Raw genomic sequence first — 21702 nt, forward strand, 5'->3', positions numbered from 1 at the left:
CTGCTTTACTATCCCGCGATCTAATCGCGGCATCAAGTCATATCAAGATGTTTTTAGCCGGCGCTTTTTACGGTCACAAACTCTGGGTAGGCGTCGATTCCGCAGTCAGAAGCATCCATTCCGTTGTATTCCTCTTCCTCTGAAACACGGATCCCCATGGTCATCTTCAGTACAAACCACACCGCAAACGAGGCGCTAAATACCCAAGCAAAAATAATCGCCGCACCCGTTAGCTGAGCCGTGATAGTTGCATCTGCATTCGACAATGGCACGCACATTAACCCAAGGAAACCCGCCACACCATGCACAGAAATGGCGCCCACGGGATCATCGATCTTTATCCGATCTAAGCCCACGATAGAAAACACCACTAAACCACCAGCAACCACGCCTATCACACCCGCCATCAACAACGAAGGAGAGAGAGGATCGGCGGTAATCGCCACTAAGCCCGCGAGGATGCCGTTGAGGATCATAGTGAGATCCGCTTTGCCCCAAATCATCTTACAGACGATAAGTGCTGAGATAGCGCCAAATGCCGCCGCAGTATTCGTGTTCACAAACACTTTAGCCACCGAACTTGCGTTCGCCGCATCGGACACCATAAGTTGCGAGCCACCGTTAAAACCAAACCAACCCATCCACAGAATAAACATCCCTAATGTAGCCATAGGCAAGTTAGAACCAGGAATAGGATTGACTTGACCATTCGGGCCATATTTCCCCTTACGAGCGCCGAGCAATAACACGCCTGCGATGGCCGCTGCAGCCCCAGTCATATGCACTATGCCACTGCCTGCAAAGTCCACAAAACCGAGTTTAGCGATAAAACCTTGGCCCCAGGTCCAATAACCTTCCACAGGGTAGATAACCGCTGTCATCACAACCGAGAAAAACAGGAAAGCCCAGAGCTTCATCCGTTCCGCCACCGCGCCAGAAACAATGGACATCGCCGTTGCGACAAACACCACTTGGAAGAAGAAATCCGACTCCAGCGCATGGCTCGCATCCGAGGCTTGTGAGCCTATGAGCGTCCCGATAGAAGGCAACCAACCGCCCTCGGTATTATCGACGTACATAATGTTGTAGCCGACGAGCAAATACATCACACAGGCAATCGCATAGAGAACCACGTTTTTAGTTAAAATTTCAGTGGTATTTTTTGAGCGAACAAGGCCCGCCTCCAGCATGGCAAATCCCGCCGCCATCCACATCACCAATGCGCCTGAGATCAAAAAGTAGAAGGTATCGAGTGCAAAGCGCAGCTCAGAAACTGTCACACCTAATTTTGTTAATTCTTCCATCATCAGCCCCTTATAGCGCTTCAGTATCGAGTTCACCCGTACGAATACGGATAGCCTGTTCTAAGTCGACGACAAAGATCTTGCCGTCGCCAATTTTTCCCGTATGAGCCGCCGTCGTAATCGCTTCAATCAGCATGTCGAGATTCTCAGCTTTAGTGGCAATTTCGAGTTTTACTTTTGGCAAAAAATCCACCTGATATTCAGCGCCACGGTACAACTCTGTGTGCCCTTTCTGACGGCCAAAACCTTTAACTTCGGTCACCGTCATACCCTCAATACCAATTCCGGCAATAGCTTCACGGACATCATCCAATTTAAATGGCTTGATGATAGCGCTGACTAGTTTCATCCTGACCTCCAAAAAACACGATTGTTATTAACTTGTATCAAAGGTAATTCAATCATTGGGCCAAAAATTCAATCAATTGATTTATAAAAGTTTTACTACAAACACCCACGACACCGCGCTCAAAAATGCACCACACTTGTGCATACCACAGGGCAACGCACCCTTTTAGTGAGCAATTTAAGTGCAACTTTTATTCGACCTTAGGCCTATTGGTAAGCGCACTGATTTGGGGTTTACTGACATGGCCTCAAAAAATGTGGATGTCACCATCCAATCCAGCGCAGAAGGAATGCCCGATGTTAAAACCCGAAGAATGCGTGCTTGTTATCGTCGATGTGCAGGGAAAGCTTGCTCAAATCATGGACAGCACTGAAAAGCTGCACCAACAGTTGCAGACCTTAATCCAAGGCGCACAGCTATTTGAAATCCCTATTTTATGGTTGGAGCAACTGCCCGATAAACTTGGTGCAACCAGTCCAGAGTTGCAAAGCTTGCTGGCGAAAACCGCCTTACCCATTGCGAAACAGCATTTTAGTGGCTGGCACTGCGATGAATTTGCCCAAGCATTAACTAAGACCAATCGCAAACACGTCATACTGGCGGGTATTGAAACCCATGTGTGTGTGTACCAAACCTGTTGTGACCTTATCGCACAGCAATATTCGGTGCATTTAGTCGCAGATGGCGTCTCGTCACGCAGCGCCGATAATAAACAACTGGGTATTCAGATGATGACGGCCAGAGGTGCCCTATTAACCAATGTGGAATCGCTGTTATTTGAATTACAGCATCAAGCCCAAGGCGAACGCTTTAGAGCCCTGATTAAACTGATTAAATAATCTGTAATATAAAAAAAGCCCCCGCATTTTGACTCTGCGGGGGCTTTTGTTTATATGAGGAGTTAGCTCATAGGGTGAATGTCACACCTTATTTATAAGTGGCTTCGCGTTTTTTCGCTTCTTCATCCCACTTAGGTAACATGTCTTTCTTGAATGCTTCTTTCTCTGCATTCATCTTATCCATGTCCATACCTAATGCTGCTTGTGCCTTCGCTTTGGTAGAGATATCAGGAATAGCGATTGGATCTGTAATGCCTTTTTTCGCTAATAACTGTGCTAACTTAACCCGCGCATCGGCCGCTTTATTCACTGAAGTACCTAAAACACGTAGGGCTTCTTCAGGAGCATGAGCCGCAACACCATGGGAAGCAATCGCTAAATCCCAGCGCCATTGAGCATGACGGATATCGGTCAGGATAGGCTTCATTTCAGCTTCAGTTGCACCTAATTCCCACGCTTTAGCAGCTTCGAAGTGCGCTTTCACTAATTGCTCTTCCGCTTTCAGTTTCATTTCTTTAACTTTAGCTTTACGTTCATTAGTGACGCCAACTAAGAATTCTTTCGTTTGGCTATGGCAAGTTGCACAGGTTTCTTCGAAACGGTCAAATGGATTACCCACTTTATGATCGGTAAATTTCTTACCTTCAGGGCTAGTCACTTTTGGCATATGGCAGTCAACACAACTGACATTATTTTTACCATGAATACCCAGTTTCCAAGTTTCATACTCTGGATGTTGCGCTTTTAACATGGGTGTTTTAGACAGCGCATGAGTCCAATCGGAGAACTCGATACCGTCATAGTAAACTTCCATCTGGTCAACAGTTATGCCCATATCCCAAGGGAATTTGACGAAACCTTTTTTGTCTTCTTTTTTCTCAAAATAGTATTCAACGTGGCACTGGCCGCACACCATAGATTGCTTGTCTTTCTTCGATGCATTAGCAAATGGCGTACCGAGAGCATCCATTGCACGGTCTACATAAGGACGAGAAATACGTAACTTTGGCGAGCCTTTTTCATGACAATCACCACAGCCAATAGTGTTAGTGACTTCAGGGCCACCCTTAGCCCATTTACCTTTGAAGTAGCCATCTTCACCTTGCTCTTCAATTAAGCGAGGTACGTCAGGGCTCTTACAGCTCCAACATGCCATAGGCAATGGACCATCTTCCGCATTTTTAGGCGCACCAGTACGTAGGGTATTACGCACGTCGGTCACGGCATACATATGGCCGCGAGGAGCGTTGTAATCTTTTGCGAATGCATAGCCAGCCCACAGGATCACCATATTAGGATCCTGGCCAATCGCATCGACAAGCTCTTCACTCTTTGAAGTGTCATGCCAGCTATTGTATTGATTTTTAAATTTATCTTTATAAACTTCATTACGAGGTTCGGTTTTATCACTCGCCATCGCGCCCGCCGCCATGAAGCTGGCGGCAACCAATGCACTCAGTGCAAGGGACTTACCTGTCATCTTCTTCATCATCTCATCTCCGTGTTACATTATTGTAGTGAATCACGACATCTCCAACGCCAAAGTTAGTGGCTTAATACCTCCAAAAATATACCTCTTAGGGGGTATCTGGCGCGAAATTTGCGCTAGATCAAAATGTAATAGTGTTGTTGTTCACACTTTTATGTTTTTGTTAATGTAGTACATTATTTTCTAATGTAAAAAACACAGCTAAAGTGCCATCCGTAAATATTAATCAACTGGATAGTAGACACATGAAACAGGGCAGTCTCACCTCTAAAATACTAGGGGTAATGTTAGTATTGATTTTGCTTTCTAGCAGCCTTGCCATCTTCGCAATCATCAATTTGTCTTACAGTTTAGGCGATGCTAGGGCCATTAATGCCTCGGGCTCCCTGCGGATGCAAAGTTATCGGCTGATGTTTTATGCCAATTCAGGCAGCGAGGACGCACAGGAAAAAATCGTCGAATTTGAAGCAACGCTTCACTCAGAGGCACTACAACCCTCCACAGACTGGCTTAGCCCCCAAAAAATAGCCGACCAATACCAGCTCGTCATAGATAAATGGCTGGTGATGAAATACTACATAGAGCAGGAAAACTCCCGCGACTATGCCGCTTCCCTCAAAGATTTTGTCGATACCATAGATTTATTGGTGCTAGAGATGGAACATCACGCCGCCTTTAAGCTGCGGCTGCTCGCTGCCAGCCAGATTTTTGGATTAGGGCTGATGCTCGGCATCGCTTTTCTAGCCGTGCGTTTTACCAAACGCAAAGTGGTTGTGCCGTTACAGCAATTAATGGAGTCGGCCAACACGATTTCCAAGGGCAACTTCGAGATTGAAATGCCCGAGACCGAGTATATAGAACTCACCGCACTCACCCATGCACTGCAAAAAACGGCCAAGGAGTTAGCAACCCTATACGGTAACTTAGAATCCCAGGTCACTGAAAAAACCTTAGCGCTGACACGAGCAAATAACGAGCTGGCGTTCCTATATGATAACCTATTGACATTAAACGCAAATAAACTCGACTACAAGGCATTAAAAGCCGTATTAAATCAATTAAAAAACTATGAGTCGCTCGACTATCTTAGGCTTATTATCCAATACCCTGAACAGGAACTAGAGATTATTCAAGCTGATGGGGGTTGGCCGAGTGACCCTGTAGCGAGCACCCGCTTCCAGTTACAATTTGAGCAAGCGGATCTGGGCTACTTAGAACTGATCTCGGTGCAGGAACCCAATACCGCGCTGTTTAACAACTTCGCCATCATGCTCACCCGCTCCATAGTGATCCACAACGCGACGGAGCAGAGGCAGCAACTGGCACTGATGGAAGAGCGCGGAGTCATAGCGCGGGAGTTACACGATTCCCTGGGCCAAGTATTATCCTTCCTTAAAATTCAAATTAGCTTACTGCGTAAAAACTTAGATTACAGTTGCCGTAGCCCTGCGGTAGAAAATCAATTAACGGAAATCAATGAAGGCGTAAGCACTGCATATGTGCAGCTAAGGGAACTGCTCTCGACCTTTAGATTAACGATTAAAGAACCGAATTTGAAAAACGCACTCGAAGCCATGCTAGAGCAGCTCAGGACCAAAACAGACATACAAATCAACCTAGATTACAAACTGGCCCCCCAATGGCTTGAAGCTAAACAACATATCCATATTCTGCAAATCACCCGTGAAGCGACGCTTAATGCCATTAAACATGCTAATGCCAGCATCATTAATATCCGCTGTTATAAGGATGACAAAGGAATGGTCAATATCAGTGTCAGCGATAACGGAATTGGGATAGGGTACTTAAAAGAACGCGATCAGCACTTTGGCATAGGGATCATGCACGAACGAGCCAGTAAGTTAGCGGGTTACGTTGTATTTAGCAGTAATAGTAAGTCCCCTGTCGATGGCCAGACAGAGGTGACACAGCAAACACAGCAAACACAAAGTGGTACTCTCACGACCACAATAGACAGCGAACTGAGCCTTCCACAAGGAACAAAAGTCACGCTGATTTTCCCTTCTCAACAGGAGCCTGCAAATGGGTAAACCTTATTCCGTTCTGGTGGTCGATGATCATCCTCTTTTACGCAAGGGCATATGCCAACTGATCGCCTCAGATCCTGATTTTAGCCTCTTTGGTGAAGCGGGCAGTGGCCTAGACGCCCTGAGCGCTGTGGCTACGGATGAACCCGATATCATCTTGCTTGATCTGAATATGAAAGGCATGACAGGCCTAGATACCCTCAACGCCATGCGCCAAGAGGGTGTGACCTCGCGCATAGTGATCCTTACCGTATCCGATGCAAAACAGGATGTTATCCGCCTGCTACGTGCGGGAGCCGACGGTTATTTGCTCAAAGACACTGAGCCAGATTTACTGCTAGATAAACTCAAAAATGCCATGTTAGGCCATAGAGTCATCAGCGATGAAGTCGAAGAATATCTCTATGAGCTCAAAGACGCGGCCGACGAGCAAGAATGGCTGTCGAGCCTCACGCCTAGGGAGTTACAAATTCTGCAACAGTTGGCAGAAGGGCTAAGCAACCGTATGATTTCAGAGCATTTACATATCAGTGAAGGCACGGTTAAAGTACATGTGAAAAACCTACTGCGTAAGGCAAATGCCAAGTCGAGAACCGAAATGGCGGTAAGATATCTCAATCATTAGTCCCAGAGTACGGCTGAAATAATAAAGGCAATCATTTGATTGCCTTTATTATTTCAGCGCCGATAAAGAAAAATGCAGTGGCTCACCTAACAGCCCTTTTGCACAAACTCGTACCAACTTAATAGGGCTTGCTCAAAGTCCTCTAGACCACAATAGGCCTCAGACTCCGCATCATAGAGCGACATCGCCTCTTCAAGTTCAAACTCTTGCTCAAAACCTAAGGTATTAGCAAAGACTCGCGCCTGCTCGCGCTCTAACTCTAAGGTAAAATCATTGCCAACGAGGCGCCATGAGGTGAGTTTGTCAGCCTGAATATCTTTTATTACATCCAACACTTGCTGAACTTTGGCTAACTCTGGCCCTAACTCTTCAGAAAACCACTGGCCTAGCACTTCATGATCCATGCTAAAGGTGGCTAAATAAGTGCCAGTCAAACTGTTACGCCTAAATTCATATTCCATTTTGTGTTCTCTATACGTCACGACTTGAAACTAATTTTAACCTATCACAGCGTAAGTTGCTCGGCTTGCCACTCACACACTCGACACTTATTCAGTAATCTGGGGAATCACTATCCTCAGCAGCAGGCTTCATTTCCATAAAAAAATCAGTTAGCTTGAATGCATAGTTGAGTAAAAGAATGGAACACAATAATGCACGATGGATTTATCTATAGCTTAGTGCTGAGTGGCGATCAAGCAGGTACTGTCTTAAGCTCTGAGCAAATTGACAGCTGGGATCCCAATAACGGTTTACTCTGGGTACACCTACGTTATCGCCATAAAAAAGCCCGTCATTGGGTGCTCAATAGCGGCCTAAATAGAGTCGAAACCGACGCCCTTCTCGCCCAAGATACTCGCCCGAGGGCCGTCATCGCCGGTGAAGGAGTATTGCTGGCACTGCGCGGCGTCAACCTCAACCCTAACTCCGCCCCCGAAGACATGGTCGCTATCCGTATTTATGCCGATAAACAGCGGATTATTTCGACCTGTGATCGCGAGTTGCAGTCCGCCAAAGACGTGGCAGAACTCATAGTAGAGGGCACAGGACCGACAACGACGGGAGACTTTATCGTCGCGATATGTGAAAAGTTGACCACTCACAAGGTGGAATTTATCGATAAGTTAGAAGAACAACTATCTGAATTAGAAGAATTAGTTGTCTCTGGCAATCTTAAAGACTTGAGGACAGATATCGCCGAATTACGCCGCCAAGCGGTCACGCTGCGCCGCTATTTAGCGCCACAAAAAGAAGCCTTCTCTAAACTCCTCAGCGATCAGTTTATTCTGTTTAACGATCCGGAGCGGCTAAAAATGCGGGAAACCACAGACAAGCTTGTTCGGACCCTCGAAGATCTCGATGCCCTGCGCGATAGGGCGAATGTGACCCAAGAAGAATTGCTTAGCCAACAATCGGAGCAGCTCAATAAACGCTTATATTTCCTATCCTTAGTATCTGCTATTTTCTTACCTTTGGGCTTTTTAACCGGTTTACTGGGGGTCAATATTGGCGGCATACCTGGGGCTGACAACACTTGGGCCTTTGCCACCTTCTGCGGCATATTAATCTCTCTCGTTGCCCTGCAAATGACGCTGTTTTATCGATTTAAGTGGTTATAAGCCCCTAAAAATAACAAAGCCAATCGATTAGGATTGGCGTTGTTTTCTCTCAGCCCCATAGGCATTTGTTATGGGCTAATGCTTACGAGCTCATTTTTATGGGCTAGGCTGGCGATTATGATGTCGGCAACTCAAACAGATTTGTCATCACCTTATAGAGTTCAGTCCCTTGGTGCACCGAGGCCGAAGCAAAGTGCAAAATCGGCACGCAATCAAGCGGGAGAGTTAAGGTTTTAAGTTCATCCGCCGTACCGTATAAATCCAGTCGCAGTAAATTCACTAAGGGTTGTCCCGCGGCCAATGGCTCACCTACGGGCGCAAGGTACTCCACTAAACCTGAACTGGGCGCATGATACTTTTTATAGTCTTTAAGGTAACAACCCAAGCGTGGCATGTTGGCGGGCATAACGCTTTGTGCGATCACGCCTCTGTGGCTCAAATAGGCTAAAATCCCTTGGGCATCGGTGAGCGCATCCTCAAGACACACCCGCTCTTGGCTCGCCAATTCCAGCGTAAAGGCCGATACCGCAATACCAAAATCTCGCCCCAGGATCTTAGCCATATCACTTAATTGCCACCAAGGACAAAACGCCGCCTCATCCATAGCGCCACCAAAACTATTGGGGATAACTAAGGTGTAAGGAATAGAGAAAAATTGCGCTGCGGCCAAGTCATATTCTGGGCAATACAAATGCTTACAGGACTTAGGGCCAGTGTGTAGATCCAGCACTATATCGGCTTGGTGGGCCATAGCCTGCAGATTAACCGCGAGCCTATGCCCCGTCGTTATCCCCCAATCGGTGCGCAATTTCTGCTGACAAGCCTCAATTAGAGTGCTGCGATAGGCTTGAACAAGCTCAGCATCACTCAGGTGGGCATGTTCTCTATACCAAGTGGGTAAGTCGATACTGTGATTCAGGTATTCACGGTTCCAGTTTGCCCCAGTGATAGGATCGAAACGCCCTAGGGTAAATTCACCACTTTTTTGATTGATGCCTAATGGATTGGCGAGTGGCACTAAGGTGATTTCCCCTAAGATGTCACAGTGTTCAAGCTGCTTCATCAACTGATAGATCACCGCATTACCCTGCACTTCCGCGCCGTGGACATTGGCCTGAATATACACTTTAGGGCCAGTCGCTTTATCGTCGCTCGGCTTGAAATGGTAAATAGGTAATGTGAGTGCTTGCCCTGCGGCAAGCTCCCCAATCTGCAAAAACGATTTTGAAGGCAACATATTAGACGCCTTCAAACAGATTTTCGTGCAATGCTTTAACCACCTGCGCCGCTTCCGCTTCGGCCACTAACACACATAAATTATGTGGGCTGGCGCCTTGGCAAATCATCCGCACATTGTGGGGTTCTAGCACTTCAAACACCCGGCGACAAATGCCCGGGGTGGTCGCAATACGGTTGCCAATAATCGCCACCAGAGCTAAGCCATCTTCGACCCGAACTCGGCAATGTTGTGATAATTCCTGCAGCAAAGCTTCACTCAACAGGCCTTGACCGCTGGAGTCAGATCCGGTTTTATCGAGCGTCAGTGACACGTTCACTTCCGATGTAGTAATCAAATCCACACTGATCTTATGCCTTGCCAAGGTCGCAAAGGTTTCGGCCAAAAAGCCCTGGGCATGTAGCATTTGCAGGCTATGGAGATTTAACAGGGTTTGATCGCGGCGCAGCGCCACGGCGCGGAACACGGGCGCATCTTCCACTTGATGGCGGATCCAAGTCCCGCCCTTTTCAGGCTCCTTGCTTGAACCTACAAACACTTGAATTTGCTGACGAACGGCAGGCAGGATCGTCGCAGGATGCAACACTTTAGCACCAAAGGTCGCCATCTCGGCCGCTTCGTTAAAACTGATTTCGGCAATAGGGTGCGCATTTGGCGCAAGGCGAGGATCTGTCGTATAAATACCCGCCACATCTGTCCAAATCTCAACCGCTGAAGCCTGTAAAGCTTCGGCTAATAACGCGGCGGAATAGTCGCTACCACCGCGGCCAAGTGTAGTGGTTTGCCCTGCCTCATCGGCACCAATAAAACCTTGGGTCACAATAACTTGCTCAGATAGCAGTGGCAGCAAATGCTCACTGCAAAGCAAAGCAATCTGCTCAATTTGCGGCTCGGCGCGGCCAAAGTGGCTATCGGTACGCAGCACACGGCGCACATCAAATGCACTCGAATTAGCGCCTTTTTCCCGCAGTACCGCCGCAAATAACGCGGAGGAGCATTGCTCACCGAGGGACAATAGCTCATCCATAGTGGCTTTGCTGCGAGTTGAGGCTAAAGCTTCGCTCAATACCGCCATGCGGCTCAATAATTTATCTAATGCAGCGGCCACATCGTTGGGGCGGCCGAGCTTATCTAAAATCGCATATTGAATTTGCGCAATTTGTTTTAATCGCTGCAAACGACCATCGTCGTTAATGGCTTCTTGGGTTAATTCAACCAAGAGATTAGTCACGCCGCTCGAGGCGCTGACCACCACTAAACGGCAAGCGGCATTAGCCAGCACAATATCGGCGCAGCGATTCATAGCACCGTAATCGGCAACCGAGGTTCCACCAAATTTTGCGACAACGAGGGACATTAGCGCACCTCCGTGAAACACGTAGGGCAAGGAATAAACACAGATTGAATAAGATATTGATTAACTAACATGATCACACTCCGAACTAACTTCGTTCGAAGAGCCTGGTGCTCAATGATAACGCACCCCAAGAAGGGAAACAGCAATCGTCACCAGAAGCTCTCCACCAATTACAGGTGACAATCGTTAGGATTCAGCCTAAGCGACCGACATAAACATGCAGCAACCATATCTATGCCTCGGCGTTAATCTCCCTCATCAATCATCGCTGGAGTTTGTGCTCCTCTGACTGACTACCTAGTTAACGCTCCTCTTCTGTTCCTTTCCGCCGGAAAGGGACGAAAAAAGTAGCAATAAACCCCTAATGAAGTCAATGCTAATTTCACAACTAATGAACAATTTAAATAAAAACGTTTAAAAATAGATGATTATGCATCTAAATCCGGTAATTCATATACAAGCTGCACATAATCACTGAATTTACCTAAACAAACCTCCTCCTGCTCTACCAGAGTACATGGCACTAAGCTCACCTCACCTTGCTCCACCATATAAATGGCATACTGATTAAATTTCTTACCCAGTTGCAGCGCCATCGTTCTATCGATAAAGACGGCCCAACTTTTTTCCATATGGGATAAATCCGCAGCAGCGCCCACTAAGGCACGGTATGGACTGCCCAATAATTCAATCTCACGGAGAAGTTGGCGATCGAGTAAACGGTTTTGGCTGGGACTGAGGAGTTTTGAAGCGGGATTATGGGCGGTAATAACAGCAAAGGAAAAATCACAGGATAATGCTTGAGTCAGCAAAAACAACGGCGTTTGATAACACTGCCACAAATCTTGAGTCGTATTGTCCATTGGTTGTCTAATCGAAAAATGAACCCGCGTTAGTGTAGCAGAGTGAGAATAAAAACCAAATAGGCGTGAACTAGCTCACAAGAATCAAAAATACATTAGTTATACTAATCAATGACTAAAGTAAATATCATGGTAAATCTTGGCTTCAGCCTGAATTTTGTTAACATTTCATTTGTTAACAAATGCCTAAAACGAGTACAATGAAGTCACTGGCCGAGTTGAGCCATAAGCCAAGATGCTTAGCGTTCAATATAGTTTGTTACATTTATCTGCAGAGATAACATAGGCTGGCCAGACATCTGTTTAAAATGTGTTCTACATTTGATTTATCATTTAAACATTTAAAAAAACAATAGTTAAGGAACTATTTCTAACTATTGCTTATCGAAGTTGATACTGGTTACGTTTAATCGCATTACACTTTAAACGTGCACTTTATATATACATCCTGACATGTCGCCGTAAAGATCTTTCCTTTAGAAGCACAGAGCAGTCCAAGGAAGTATCAACATTTTTATGAATATAAGCGTCCGATGTAAGTGGTGCTTATGGTTAGAATAAAATTGGTTAAAATTTAGGTAAATAACATGCAAAATCCGCACATTCTGATCGTTGAAGATGAAGCCGTTACCCGTAACACGCTGAGAAGTATTTTCGAGGCAGAAGGGTATGTGGTCACTGAGGCCAATGATGGCGCAGAAATGCATAAGGCTATGCAGGAAAACAAAATTAACTTGGTGGTTATGGATATTAACTTACCAGGTAAAAACGGTCTGTTGTTGGCACGTGAACTACGTGAAATCAACAACATCGGTCTTATCTTCCTGACAGGCCGTGACAACGAAGTCGACAAAATTCTTGGACTTGAAATTGGCGCGGACGATTATATTACCAAGCCGTTCAACCCACGTGAATTGACGATCCGTGCTCGCAACCTTCTGACTCGCGTCAATAGCGCTGGCAACGAAGTCGAAGAAAAGAGCTCTGTCGAATACTACCGTTTCAACGATTGGAGCCTAGAGATCAACAGTCGTTCACTGGTGAGCCCACAGGGTGAATCCTACAAACTGCCACGTAGCGAATTCCGCGCTATGCTGCACTTTGTTGAAAACCCAGGCAAAATCCTAACTCGTGCCGATCTGCTGATGAAAATGACTGGCCGTGAGTTAAAGCCACACGATCGTACCGTTGACGTGACTATCCGTCGCATCCGTAAGCATTTCGAAAGCTTGCCAGATACGCCAGAAATCATCGCGACTATCCACGGTGAAGGCTATCGTTTCTGCGGTAACTTAGAAGACTAATCTTCGATTGACCGTTTAAACGCCATAAAAAACCAGATCCTAGGATCTGGTTTTTTTATGCCTGCTATTTTCCGCTTTTAAGCTGTCGGTCGAGGAAATCCGCCAACGAGTGGTATAAGTGATTCCGCACTTTCTCGCCGCGCATCGAATGTTTAGAGCCAGGATAGTCGATCATCTGGAACAGTTTACCCTCGTCCTGCAACGCCTTATAGACCCGAGTGCTGTTTTCAAACAAGACGTTATCATCGGCCATACCGTGGTACATCAACAGCCCCGATTGGTAGTTCTTCACATAGGGGAACACGCTACTGGCTTCATAACCCTTTTCATTACCCTCGGGATGGGCTAAATAACGCTCGGTGTAATGGGTATCATACAAGCGCCAATCGGTAACGGGCGCGCCCGAAATCGCGGCTTTAAAGTAATCCGGCGCCTTAAATAAACTCATCAAGGCCATATAACCGCCGTAGCTGTGGCCGTAAATCGCCACATTATCGGCATCGACAAATGGCAGACTGCGCAAATAGTCCACACCCACTTTTTGATCCTTGACTTCAGCTTCGCCCAAATGACGGTAAATCACTTGCTCAAACTTTGTGCCCCGGTGGGCGCTGCCGCGGTTATCCAACTGGAATACCACATAGCCTTGCTGGACCAGATACTGAGTAAAGTAATCCTGCTCGCTCCAACTATTGGTCACTAATTGTGCGTGCGGCCCACCGTAAACCCGCACAACAACGGGGTATTTTTTGCTGGCATCGAAGGGCACGGGTTTAAATAAGCGAGTTTGCAATATTTGACCATCTTCGGCTTTAAGCTCTTTAAACTCAGGCAGTTGCCAGAGTCCGGCATAGTCATATAAAGGATGACCTTGCTTGACTTCATTTTGCTCAACCCAAGCCAGTTGCTGGCCTTTGTCACCGTGTAAACTTATCTGCGGTGGCTGAGATAAACTGTTGAAATAATCGAGATATACGCTTTGATTATCGGCAAATACCGGATCGTGCATCCCCGCTTGCTCGCTCACGCGTTCAACCTTACCGCCCGCTAACGGCACGCGATAAAGTTGTTTCTCGATTGGCGTGTCCTTGCGGCCAGTGAAATACACCCAACCTGCGGTTTCATCTATGTATTCCAACGCATCGACGGCCCACTCACCCTGAGTCAATTGGGCTTTAAGTTTGCCTTTTAAGTCAAATAGATACAGATGATTAAAGCCATCACGCTCAGACGCCCAAATAAAGGCCGGCTGTTGCTTTAAAAAATGCAGATCATGATTGAGATTCACCCAAGCGTTACTGCGTTCCTTCACTAAGGTTTTTGGCTTAGTCGGCGCATCTAATGCCACTAACTGTAAATCGAGCTTATGCTGATCGCGGCTCTGCCACTGGAACGACAAGTGTTTGCTATCGGGCAGCCAATCGACCCGCGGCAGGTAAATGTCCTTATTTTTATCATCACTTAAGGTTACCCAATTAATCGCCTTATCTTTGAGCGTGACCACAGCTAATGCGATATCGACGTTATTTTTGCCAGCATAGGGATAACGCTGCTCGGTGAGCTTAATACCGTCGGCATAGATTTCATTACGGGTCACTTGCTCGACACCAGATTCGTCGATACGGGTAAAGGCGATGGCCGATTCATCGGGCGCCCACCAATAACCTGTCATGCGATCCATTTCTTCCTGAGCGACAAATTCGGCCATAGCATTTTTAATCGCCCCGCCGCCATCGGTCGTCATAGCCTCAAGTTTTTTAGTTGCCAGATCTAACACATACAGATTTTGATCCCGTACGAAAGACACAAAATTGCCCTTAGGCGATAGCCGTGCATCTGTGGCAAATCCTTCGCCAATCGGCAATTGAGTCACGCTATTGTCGGCAAGGGAAAAGTAATACAGATTGCCAGCGGCGGGGATTAATAACGCTTGGCTATCATCGGCCCAGAAGTATTCCATAATGCCTTCGCCATAGATACGTTGGCGCTCGCGGCGGGCTTTTTCTTCATCGGATAGTTCATTTGTCGCGAGTTTATCGGCATTGAGTAATAGGCTCGACTCACCAGTTTTGACATCCATCTGCCACAGATCGTAAAAGTTTTGATTGTCTTTACGGCCCGCAAGATACGTGACCCGCTGGCCATCGGGGGATAATTTCAACCCACGGGGACTGGTGCCAGCTAAGGCGGGCGAGGCATTCATTCGCTCAATCGTTAGGGGTTGCTTGCCGCCCTCAAGGGCATAAGCTGGGATAGTTGCAATCATAGCTGTCGAAATCATGGCCATCTGGCTCGCTATCAGTAGGGGAACGGCGCGCACCTTAAGCGCACGCACGGGGAACCAAGTTAACCCATTTTTAGTCATTATTATTCCTTGGAAGCATATTCGCCTTAGGCTGGCGATTAAAAAACTGCCGCCATTGTGCCAGAGGCGCGCTATAAATAGAAAGCGCATGCAATATGCCGATACAAATTTGGACCATTCACCAAGTTCAATCCAAATAATCCTTAAAAGCCCTAATAATCGCTAAAAGCATCAGCAACATCGCTGAAATTGTCGACTAACTGAGTTATCATTCGCGGCAAATAACGAAATTGACCTCATTGTTGAACCCCTAAAGGACATAACATGCAGACTCTGGCCCAGCACTTGACCTCACAGGCAGTGAACGACTCCCTCTCCCAACTGATTTTAACCTTAGCCGATACCTCAAAAGCCATTAGCCATGCCGTTCGTCACGGTGCCTTAGCCGGTGTGTTAGGCGCGACCGAACAGGAAAACGTCCAAGGTGAAACCCAGAAGAAACTGGATATCATCACCAACGATATGCTCAAAGATGCATTAAAAGCCGACGGCACAGTGCGCGGTCTAGCATCGGAAGAAGAAGATCATGTGGTTGAAGTGAGCGCCAAGGGTCAATATTTAGTGTGTTTCGACCCGCTTGATGGCTCATCTAATATCGATATCAACTCGTTAGTCGGCACCATTTTCTCTGTCCTGCCCGCCCCTGCTGGCGAGTTGACTGAAACCAGCTTTTTACAATCTGGCCGCAATCAGTTAGCCGCAGGTTATGTGCTCTACGGCCCATCAACCATGCTCGCGCTCACCACAGGCCAAGGCGTGCAACTCTTTACTTTGCACCCAGAAACCAACGAGTTTTTACTGACTAACGCCGCCATGAGCATTAGCCCTGACACTCAAGAGTTTGCCATTAACATGTCGAACCAACGTTTTTGGGAAGCGCCAATGCAAACCTATATCGCCGATTTACTACTCGGTAAAATTGGCCCCCGTGAAAAATCATTTAACATGCGCTGGATTGCGGCCATGGTCGGCGATGTACACCGCGTGCTATCCCGTGGCGGTATTTTCACCTACCCAACCGACAATAAAGATCCGAAAAAGCCTTACAAGCTACGCTTGATGTACGAAGCCAACCCAATGGCTTTCTTAGTCGAACAAGCGGGCGGTAAAGCCTCAACGGGTTATGAAACCATTTTAGATATTCAGCCAACACAAATTCACCAACGAGTTGCGGTGATTTTAGGTAGCGCGAATGAAGTCGACGCTTGCCTGAGCTACCATGGTATCGATTACAGCGAAGAACCTGATTTAGACTAAGCCTAATCGCTTAGATTTTGATTTATATGATAAAAGCCACTGACCACAGTGGCTTTTTTGTTATCAAAAACGATACGCGATAGGTGAATAAACAATAAATCTATCATTTGATTAAGCACCGCCATTCCAGTGACACGCAGCAAGTACATCCTGTATGCTCGACCGTGGCATCCATGCCACGGACGGTCACTTACATGACAGCGCTTAATCCAGCTAGACCCTGTGTATATCTGATAGTCAATAATGACCGCCATAGCGTTAACGCCTAACTATTTTTGTCTTTATCTTTCAATAGCAAAGTGGGTATTATGAGGCTGATTATTATCAAGTTATGAATGGATGCTGTTGATAAATGATACTCAAAACCAAATCACCTCTAAATACCCAAACACCGCAGGCTATTGCGGGACAAAAACAAGAACAGGATGTTGCCTTCTATCTACGCCGCGCCTTCAAAGATCACCCCGAAGTGTTGGTCATCAATGATTTTCGATTCACCTATAACGGCGAAACCGCGCAAATTGATCACTTAATTATCTACACCTATGGCTTTGTATTAATTGAATCTAAGAGCATCAAAGGCCATGTAGATGTCAATCAACTGGGAGAATGGACTCGCAGTCACGGCAATCACTGGTTTGGTATGCCATCACCGATTAAGCAAGTTGAACTACAACAATCACTACTTAGAGAAATGCTAAAACAGCATAGAAGTGAAATTCTCGGTAAGTTACTCGGAATAAAACAGCAAGGCTTTGGCATGCGTTGTTGGGATCATTTATGCGCGATCTCAAGCGATGCGGTAATCAACAGAGACACTATGCCAGCAGCAATTTCTGAACTGTTAGTTAAAACCGAATTTTTAGTCGAGAAGCTTGAAAAGATCATGAATCTTAAAAGCAAATTCATGCGAATTATCAGTGTGAGTGATACGCGCCCCGACTTTAATCAAGAAGAACTCAATTCAATTGCGAACTTCTTAATCGATCGACATGTAGACCCACATCAAACAGACAGTGAAATAACGCTCACACAAGCACAACAAATCAGAGAACCCGTTGCACAGTTTGAAGTGAATAAAGCCGTTGAAGCTAAACCTCAAGCAATAACTCAATCTGCCACGCACAGTATTCTTAGCTGTAAACATTGCGGTGAATCAACAAACTACACCCCAATGTACGGTAAGTTTGGTTACTACATAAAATGCAACCAATGCACTAAAAACACGCCAATGAAACAAGCCTGCCCACAGTGCCAAAGCAAAAATATCAAAATACAAAAACGCAGCCAGCGCTATACCCTCACCTGCCAAGATTGCAGCCATAGCTCACAGGTGATTTAAAGCTTGGCGAAAGTTTGCTCTAAGTTAGATTTTAAAGGTAAAGGTTTGAACCATGATAAATAGAATAAACAGAGATTCGTGCCCATCTTTCTACTTTGGCAAACACATATACAAATTTCCTCAATGAGTCATCAGACGAAAACCTTAAAAAAACAACTAATATAATAACTTAAAACTATCTCAATGAGATAAAAATCCATAAACCCATTTAAATGGTTGTAATTTATCGAGGATGACAATGATTAATTGTATCTATTGTAAAACAGAAAAATTTAAAGAAGGTAAGGGTTCTGAAGAACACGCAATTTTATCCTCTTTGGGAGGAAAAAAAGCATCAAGAAATATTTGTTGTGAAAAATGCAACAATGAGCTCAATGATAAAATTGATAAAGTTGTTTCAGAAGAATTCTCATTTATATCTAACTTTGCAAACATAAAAACAGGTCGAAATAAACAATCAAAAACTATCAAGAATGCTGGAATCATGACTGGTAAGGATTTTGAACTAAAGCCAGGGGGGATTCCTCACTTTTCAAAAGCAAAACTTGAGTCTAATGAAGTTGATGAAAACTCTGTTAGGGGGAGTATTGTAGCCCGAAGTCCTGAAGAGGCAATCCACCTGATAGAAGCGTTTGCTAAAAAATATGGTAAATCAATCGATGATATACAGGATGTAAATATACAACTAGTTTCTGACTACAATATTCCGAAAATACAAGGTTCATTGTCGTTAGGCGGAGAACTATTCCTTCGTTCTATAATGAAAATGATGCTCACTTATCTAGCAACATTATGTCATTCTTCTAGGCTTCGCGATGGGTCATTCGATGAAGTAATTGCATATATCAAAGGCGAAGATAATCGAGATATAAAAATTACACATGATTATATCTCCACATATCCACCATCCCTACTAAGTAGCAACATTTCACATCTGATTTTTATATGGGCAGATCCTGATACTGGACTTGTCTTCTGTGGTTTAAGATTATTTGGTTTTATCCAATTTAGTGCGAAATTAACTAATACTTGGCAAGGTGGTGAAATCAGAAAGTGTCACCAAGTAGACCCTATTACGGGTGAAACACATGATTCGAGCTTAGATGATTTATCTGTCTCAATTAATGACCTAGTGTCACATATGGGCAATGATAAAATGAAATTTGAACAAGCCATAAATTCGATGATGTCGGCAATATTTGAGAATCAACATAACGTAGCAATTAGTATGACCACAAAAAATGCGGTTGAGGAAGCTTTTGCAAAGCAGAATTTTGAAGACTTAACCAAAGATAATCTAAACGAATTTGTAAAGACTATTGTAGGACATATCCAAGCTCAAAAGCTTCGTCGAAGTGTTACTCAAACTATCTCAATTGCACAATTAAAGCGGATGATAAAGTAAGAAATAAGGTATAGGCACAACTCTTTTGGGATTTAGGGCCAACGCCGAGATCACAGAAGTTCACCATCCCCTGCGAAGTTGCCGCGGGGCGTTGGAATAAATTGCGTGAGTCCGGTCAGGGATGACCGGCTAGCTTTCGTAGGTACAGGGACGTTGCCTTCGGAAGCGATAGCAATTTATCCATAAGACCTAGGCTAGGATCTAATGCATGTAACTTCGCTAGGGGCGGCAAGGGAGATCCAAGAGGGAATTGCTGTTGATGCCCTCTTGGTCGGGTGTGGGTTGAAGACCCACGATTTTCTCGGCCGTGAGGCCGCAAATCTAGCGATACTCAAAACTTAAAAATATTCGATATTAAGTTGATACATAGCCGCATCATCCGCTTCTGTCTCAAATTTAGCTTCCAGTTCAAAATTCTCAAAACGGATTTGCACTTGGTCAAAGTTATCGGTTGCGTTTGGATATTGGGTTAACATTTCAGCTTTGGTATATGGGAGTGCTAATTGTTTGGCAATATAACGCATATCGAGGTTTGAGCTGGGTTTGTTGAACAATTCTTGGGCTATTTGGACGCGCCGCAATTCACCCTGCTCATACTGGATCTGTAAATGATTCCCTAACAACCACCAAATTCCTGAATCGGATAGATTCAATTTATGGTAACTTCCGATGCTGTCTAGAAGCGTTTCAAGCTTAGGTTTCTGCTTTAAATTAAAAGGATTAATTAACCCAATTGTGTTGTTAACTTGTGTTGTAGTCGCCAATTTAGGAGAAGAAAGCGTATTCGCATTATTTTTATTTTCTAGTACAAACCCGGTTAACTTTTCAATAGATTGCTCTTTACTGACAGGGTTAAAGGATTCGAATAATAGCCTCAATTGCGCTTCCCTATTACTTAACAGGTATTCTGAAGCAGAATTTTTAAGCTGTGCTCCTAGCTGTAACTTAACCTCTTCTAAACTATTATTTTGCTGCACACCGCCCGCCAGAGCCCAAGAAACAGAGTCAAATCCTTCACGATATCCAATGAGATTTTTACCATAGCCACTCATAAACAAATTTCCGGATCTTATGCTGTCAACCATTCCATCTCGGATGATAAACCATATACCGCGACCATAGCCTAAGGCTTGTTCTGATGAATCTAACATTATCTCAATACTTGCGGGCCCTAAATGTGTTGTCAGCGTTGCAACCTTAGCGCCCAATGGTATGCCAAAAGCACCAGTGTCAAGAGATATATTAGCTAAAGGCACTTGAATGGAATCGGCAACCTCCTCTAACGAGGGGGCTTCTGCAAGTTGAAAGCTATAACTGATCGTCGCGACAACATGGATCCCCTTATCGTTATATGGTGTAAGCTGTTCAGATAATTGGGAATTATCTTTACAGTAACGAATAAAATCGGCATTAAAATGACTGGTCTTGGTACTGGCTAAATTTTTAGTTTTAGGGCGCATAACATTATGGATATTCGTTAATATGACAGCATCCGCTTGCTGACGCTTGGCATCTAACCTCAAATCCAAGAGGGCTTGAGTGAAATCAGGATCTTCTTCCAATGGGATATTGGCATCGTATTTAGCTAATGTACGAGTAATTTGCACATGCTTTAATATATTCGGCGAGCATGAGGGCATGTAATTGAGTATTGGCGGAAGTTCGGTGGTCTCTATGGTGTCGGCGAATAGGGGGGATTGGATTAAGAGGCAGATAAAAAAGCTATATTTATAATAAGTTAGCATTACGATTTCTTCCTTGAATTAAGTCTGTGCTATATGGCTGCCAATAAAATATTTTATCCCTATCAAACTCGGCCATCCTTTGTAAAACAATAACATAATACAATTTAAGATAGCGCTCAAGCACGCTAAAGCCAGAAAGAGGGGAGAAAGATAGAACAGGCACAACTCTTTCAGGATTAACAGCTAACACCGAGATCACAGAAGTTTCCCCTCCCCTCGGAGTTGCCGCAGGGCATTTGAAGGGAAAGATGGGACATGCATAACTCTTTTGGAATTAACAGCCAACGCCGAGATCACAGTAGTTTTCCCTCCCCTCGAAGTTGCCGCAGGGCATTTGCGTTCGTTGCGTGAGCGAGGCATGGATGGAGAGATAGCGTCAGTCGAATCAGGGACGAGCGTCTGACGCGATAGCATAAGAACGCTTAATGCCCAAGGGGCTTTCAACTCCGTTAGGGGCGTCAAGGAGCATCCAAGGGCGAAGGCCAGCGGCCGCTTTGAGCGCGAGATAGGGATATCGAGCTGGCAGTTTAACATGGACGTTTTTGATAGGACGA

17 protein-coding genes and 1 riboswitch are annotated in these 21702 nt (G+C 45.3%); of the genes, 8 read left to right on the forward strand and 9 right to left on the reverse strand.

Features of this window, described 5'->3' with window-relative positions; translation table 11 throughout:
• Positions 1–53: 53 nt before the first annotated feature.
• Together JFT56_RS16405 and JFT56_RS16410 are read right to left on the reverse strand one after the other, a co-directional pair.
• On the reverse strand, positions 54–1304 hold the full coding sequence (locus JFT56_RS16405) for an ammonium transporter (protein WP_198783615.1): 1251 nt from the start codon (positions 1302–1304) through the stop codon (positions 54–56).
• Between the two features lie 10 nt (positions 1305–1314).
• Complete coding sequence (locus tag JFT56_RS16410) at positions 1315–1653, reverse strand: P-II family nitrogen regulator (RefSeq protein WP_006080143.1); 339 nt, start codon at positions 1651–1653, stop codon at positions 1315–1317.
• 296 nt (positions 1654–1949) lie between these two features.
• Between JFT56_RS16410 and JFT56_RS16415 the strand changes: the two genes are divergently transcribed.
• Positions 1950–2492, forward strand: a complete 543-nt coding sequence (locus JFT56_RS16415) for a hydrolase (RefSeq protein WP_198781069.1) — start codon at positions 1950–1952, stop codon at positions 2490–2492.
• Between the two features lie 88 nt (positions 2493–2580).
• Here JFT56_RS16415 and nrfA read toward each other — a convergent pair whose 3' ends face one another.
• Positions 2581–3984, reverse strand: a complete 1404-nt coding sequence (gene nrfA / locus JFT56_RS16420; protein ID WP_198781070.1) for an ammonia-forming nitrite reductase cytochrome c552 subunit — start codon at positions 3982–3984, stop codon at positions 2581–2583.
• Positions 3985–4226: 242 nt separating this feature from the next.
• On the opposite strand from nrfA, the gene narQ reads away from it, so the two are divergent.
• Both narQ and JFT56_RS16430 read left to right on the forward strand, forming a co-directional pair.
• The gene (gene narQ / locus JFT56_RS16425; RefSeq protein WP_198781071.1) at positions 4227–6032 is read left to right on the forward strand and encodes a nitrate/nitrite two-component system sensor histidine kinase NarQ; all 1806 of its coding nucleotides are present in this window, start codon (positions 4227–4229) and stop codon (positions 6030–6032) included.
• Positions 6025–6654, forward strand: a complete 630-nt coding sequence (locus JFT56_RS16430; protein WP_198781072.1) for a response regulator — start codon at positions 6025–6027, stop codon at positions 6652–6654. Before narQ ends, JFT56_RS16430 begins: the two co-directional genes overlap by 8 nt.
• An 86-nt stretch (positions 6655–6740) precedes the next feature.
• Here JFT56_RS16430 and JFT56_RS16435 read toward each other — a convergent pair whose 3' ends face one another.
• The gene (locus JFT56_RS16435) at positions 6741–7115 is read right to left on the reverse strand and encodes a YacL family protein (protein ID WP_198781073.1); all 375 of its coding nucleotides are present in this window, start codon (positions 7113–7115) and stop codon (positions 6741–6743) included.
• 192 nt (positions 7116–7307) lie between these two features.
• On the opposite strand from JFT56_RS16435, the gene JFT56_RS16440 reads away from it, so the two are divergent.
• Positions 7308–8273, forward strand: coding sequence for a zinc transporter ZntB (locus JFT56_RS16440; protein WP_198781074.1), 966 nt, complete (start codon positions 7308–7310; stop codon positions 8271–8273).
• A 115-nt stretch (positions 8274–8388) separates the two neighbouring features.
• On the opposite strand, the gene JFT56_RS16445 is transcribed toward JFT56_RS16440, so the two are convergent.
• The 3 genes from JFT56_RS16445 to JFT56_RS16455 all read right to left on the reverse strand — a co-directional run bounded on the left by JFT56_RS16445 (position 8389) and on the right by JFT56_RS16455 (position 11730).
• Positions 8389–9510: a succinylglutamate desuccinylase/aspartoacylase family protein gene (locus JFT56_RS16445; protein ID WP_198781075.1), complete on the reverse strand. Its 1122-nt coding sequence runs from the start codon at positions 9508–9510 to the stop codon at positions 8389–8391.
• A 1-nt stretch (position 9511) separates the two neighbouring features.
• A complete protein-coding gene (gene lysC / locus JFT56_RS16450; protein ID WP_198781076.1) occupies positions 9512–10867 on the reverse strand; it encodes a lysine-sensitive aspartokinase 3 in 1356 nt (451 codons plus the stop codon).
• 148 nt (positions 10868–11015) lie between these two features.
• Positions 11016–11190, reverse strand: a riboswitch (Lysine riboswitch).
• A gap of 105 nt (positions 11191–11295) precedes the next feature.
• Complete coding sequence (locus JFT56_RS16455; protein WP_198781077.1) at positions 11296–11730, reverse strand: DUF3293 domain-containing protein; 435 nt, start codon at positions 11728–11730, stop codon at positions 11296–11298.
• A 587-nt stretch (positions 11731–12317) separates the two neighbouring features.
• Here JFT56_RS16455 and arcA point away from each other — a divergent pair.
• Positions 12318–13034 (forward strand): two-component system response regulator ArcA, encoded by a 717-nt coding sequence (gene arcA, locus JFT56_RS16460; RefSeq protein ID WP_007644695.1) that lies wholly within the window; start codon positions 12318–12320, stop codon positions 13032–13034.
• A gap of 64 nt (positions 13035–13098) precedes the next feature.
• Here arcA and JFT56_RS16465 read toward each other — a convergent pair whose 3' ends face one another.
• Positions 13099–15399 (reverse strand): S9 family peptidase, encoded by a 2301-nt coding sequence (locus tag JFT56_RS16465; RefSeq protein ID WP_198781078.1) that lies wholly within the window; start codon positions 15397–15399, stop codon positions 13099–13101.
• A gap of 264 nt (positions 15400–15663) precedes the next feature.
• Between JFT56_RS16465 and JFT56_RS16470 the strand changes: the two genes are divergently transcribed.
• From JFT56_RS16470 to JFT56_RS16480, 3 genes are all read left to right on the forward strand, one after another.
• Positions 15664–16656 (forward strand): class 1 fructose-bisphosphatase, encoded by a 993-nt coding sequence (locus JFT56_RS16470; RefSeq protein WP_198781079.1) that lies wholly within the window; start codon positions 15664–15666, stop codon positions 16654–16656.
• Between the two features lie 352 nt (positions 16657–17008).
• Entirely contained in the window at positions 17009–17998 is a 990-nt protein-coding gene (locus tag JFT56_RS16475) for a nuclease-related domain-containing protein (protein ID WP_198781080.1), read from the forward strand.
• A 238-nt stretch (positions 17999–18236) separates the two neighbouring features.
• Positions 18237–19403, forward strand: a complete 1167-nt coding sequence (locus tag JFT56_RS16480; protein WP_198781081.1) for an HNH endonuclease — start codon at positions 18237–18239, stop codon at positions 19401–19403.
• Positions 19404–19741: 338 nt separating this feature from the next.
• Here JFT56_RS16480 and JFT56_RS16485 read toward each other — a convergent pair whose 3' ends face one another.
• Positions 19742–21148 (reverse strand): hypothetical protein, encoded by a 1407-nt coding sequence (locus JFT56_RS16485; RefSeq protein ID WP_198781082.1) that lies wholly within the window; start codon positions 21146–21148, stop codon positions 19742–19744.
• Between the last annotated feature and the right edge of the window lie 554 nt (positions 21149–21702).

This window comes from Shewanella putrefaciens, from assembly GCF_016406305.1.
Lineage (GTDB): Bacteria > Pseudomonadota > Gammaproteobacteria > Enterobacterales > Shewanellaceae > Shewanella > Shewanella putrefaciens_C.

Excerpts from the sequence above, each read along its gene's own strand:
- JFT56_RS16405 (WP_198783615.1), bottom strand. The coding sequence starts at position 1,304 with ATGGAAGAATTAACAAAATTAGGTGTGACAGTTTCTGAGCTGCGCTTT.
- JFT56_RS16410 (WP_006080143.1), bottom strand. The coding sequence starts at position 1,653 with ATGAAACTAGTCAGCGCTATCATCAAGCCATTTAAATTGGATGATGTC.
- JFT56_RS16415 (WP_198781069.1), top strand. The coding sequence starts at position 1,950 with ATGTTAAAACCCGAAGAATGCGTGCTTGTTATCGTCGATGTGCAGGGA.
- nrfA (WP_198781070.1), bottom strand. The coding sequence starts at position 3,984 with ATGATGAAGAAGATGACAGGTAAGTCCCTTGCACTGAGTGCATTGGTT.
- narQ (WP_198781071.1), top strand. The coding sequence starts at position 4,227 with ATGAAACAGGGCAGTCTCACCTCTAAAATACTAGGGGTAATGTTAGTA.
- JFT56_RS16430 (WP_198781072.1), top strand. The coding sequence starts at position 6,025 with ATGGGTAAACCTTATTCCGTTCTGGTGGTCGATGATCATCCTCTTTTA.
- JFT56_RS16435 (WP_198781073.1), bottom strand. The coding sequence starts at position 7,115 with ATGGAATATGAATTTAGGCGTAACAGTTTGACTGGCACTTATTTAGCC.
- JFT56_RS16440 (WP_198781074.1), top strand. The coding sequence starts at position 7,308 with ATGCACGATGGATTTATCTATAGCTTAGTGCTGAGTGGCGATCAAGCA.
- JFT56_RS16445 (WP_198781075.1), bottom strand. The coding sequence starts at position 9,510 with ATGTTGCCTTCAAAATCGTTTTTGCAGATTGGGGAGCTTGCCGCAGGG.
- lysC (WP_198781076.1), bottom strand. The coding sequence starts at position 10,867 with ATGTCCCTCGTTGTCGCAAAATTTGGTGGAACCTCGGTTGCCGATTAC.
- JFT56_RS16455 (WP_198781077.1), bottom strand. The coding sequence starts at position 11,730 with ATGGACAATACGACTCAAGATTTGTGGCAGTGTTATCAAACGCCGTTG.
- arcA (WP_007644695.1), top strand. The coding sequence starts at position 12,318 with ATGCAAAATCCGCACATTCTGATCGTTGAAGATGAAGCCGTTACCCGT.
- JFT56_RS16465 (WP_198781078.1), bottom strand. The coding sequence starts at position 15,399 with ATGACTAAAAATGGGTTAACTTGGTTCCCCGTGCGTGCGCTTAAGGTG.
- JFT56_RS16470 (WP_198781079.1), top strand. The coding sequence starts at position 15,664 with ATGCAGACTCTGGCCCAGCACTTGACCTCACAGGCAGTGAACGACTCC.
- JFT56_RS16475 (WP_198781080.1), top strand. The coding sequence starts at position 17,009 with ATGATACTCAAAACCAAATCACCTCTAAATACCCAAACACCGCAGGCT.
- JFT56_RS16480 (WP_198781081.1), top strand. The coding sequence starts at position 18,237 with ATGATTAATTGTATCTATTGTAAAACAGAAAAATTTAAAGAAGGTAAG.
- JFT56_RS16485 (WP_198781082.1), bottom strand. The coding sequence starts at position 21,148 with ATGCTAACTTATTATAAATATAGCTTTTTTATCTGCCTCTTAATCCAA.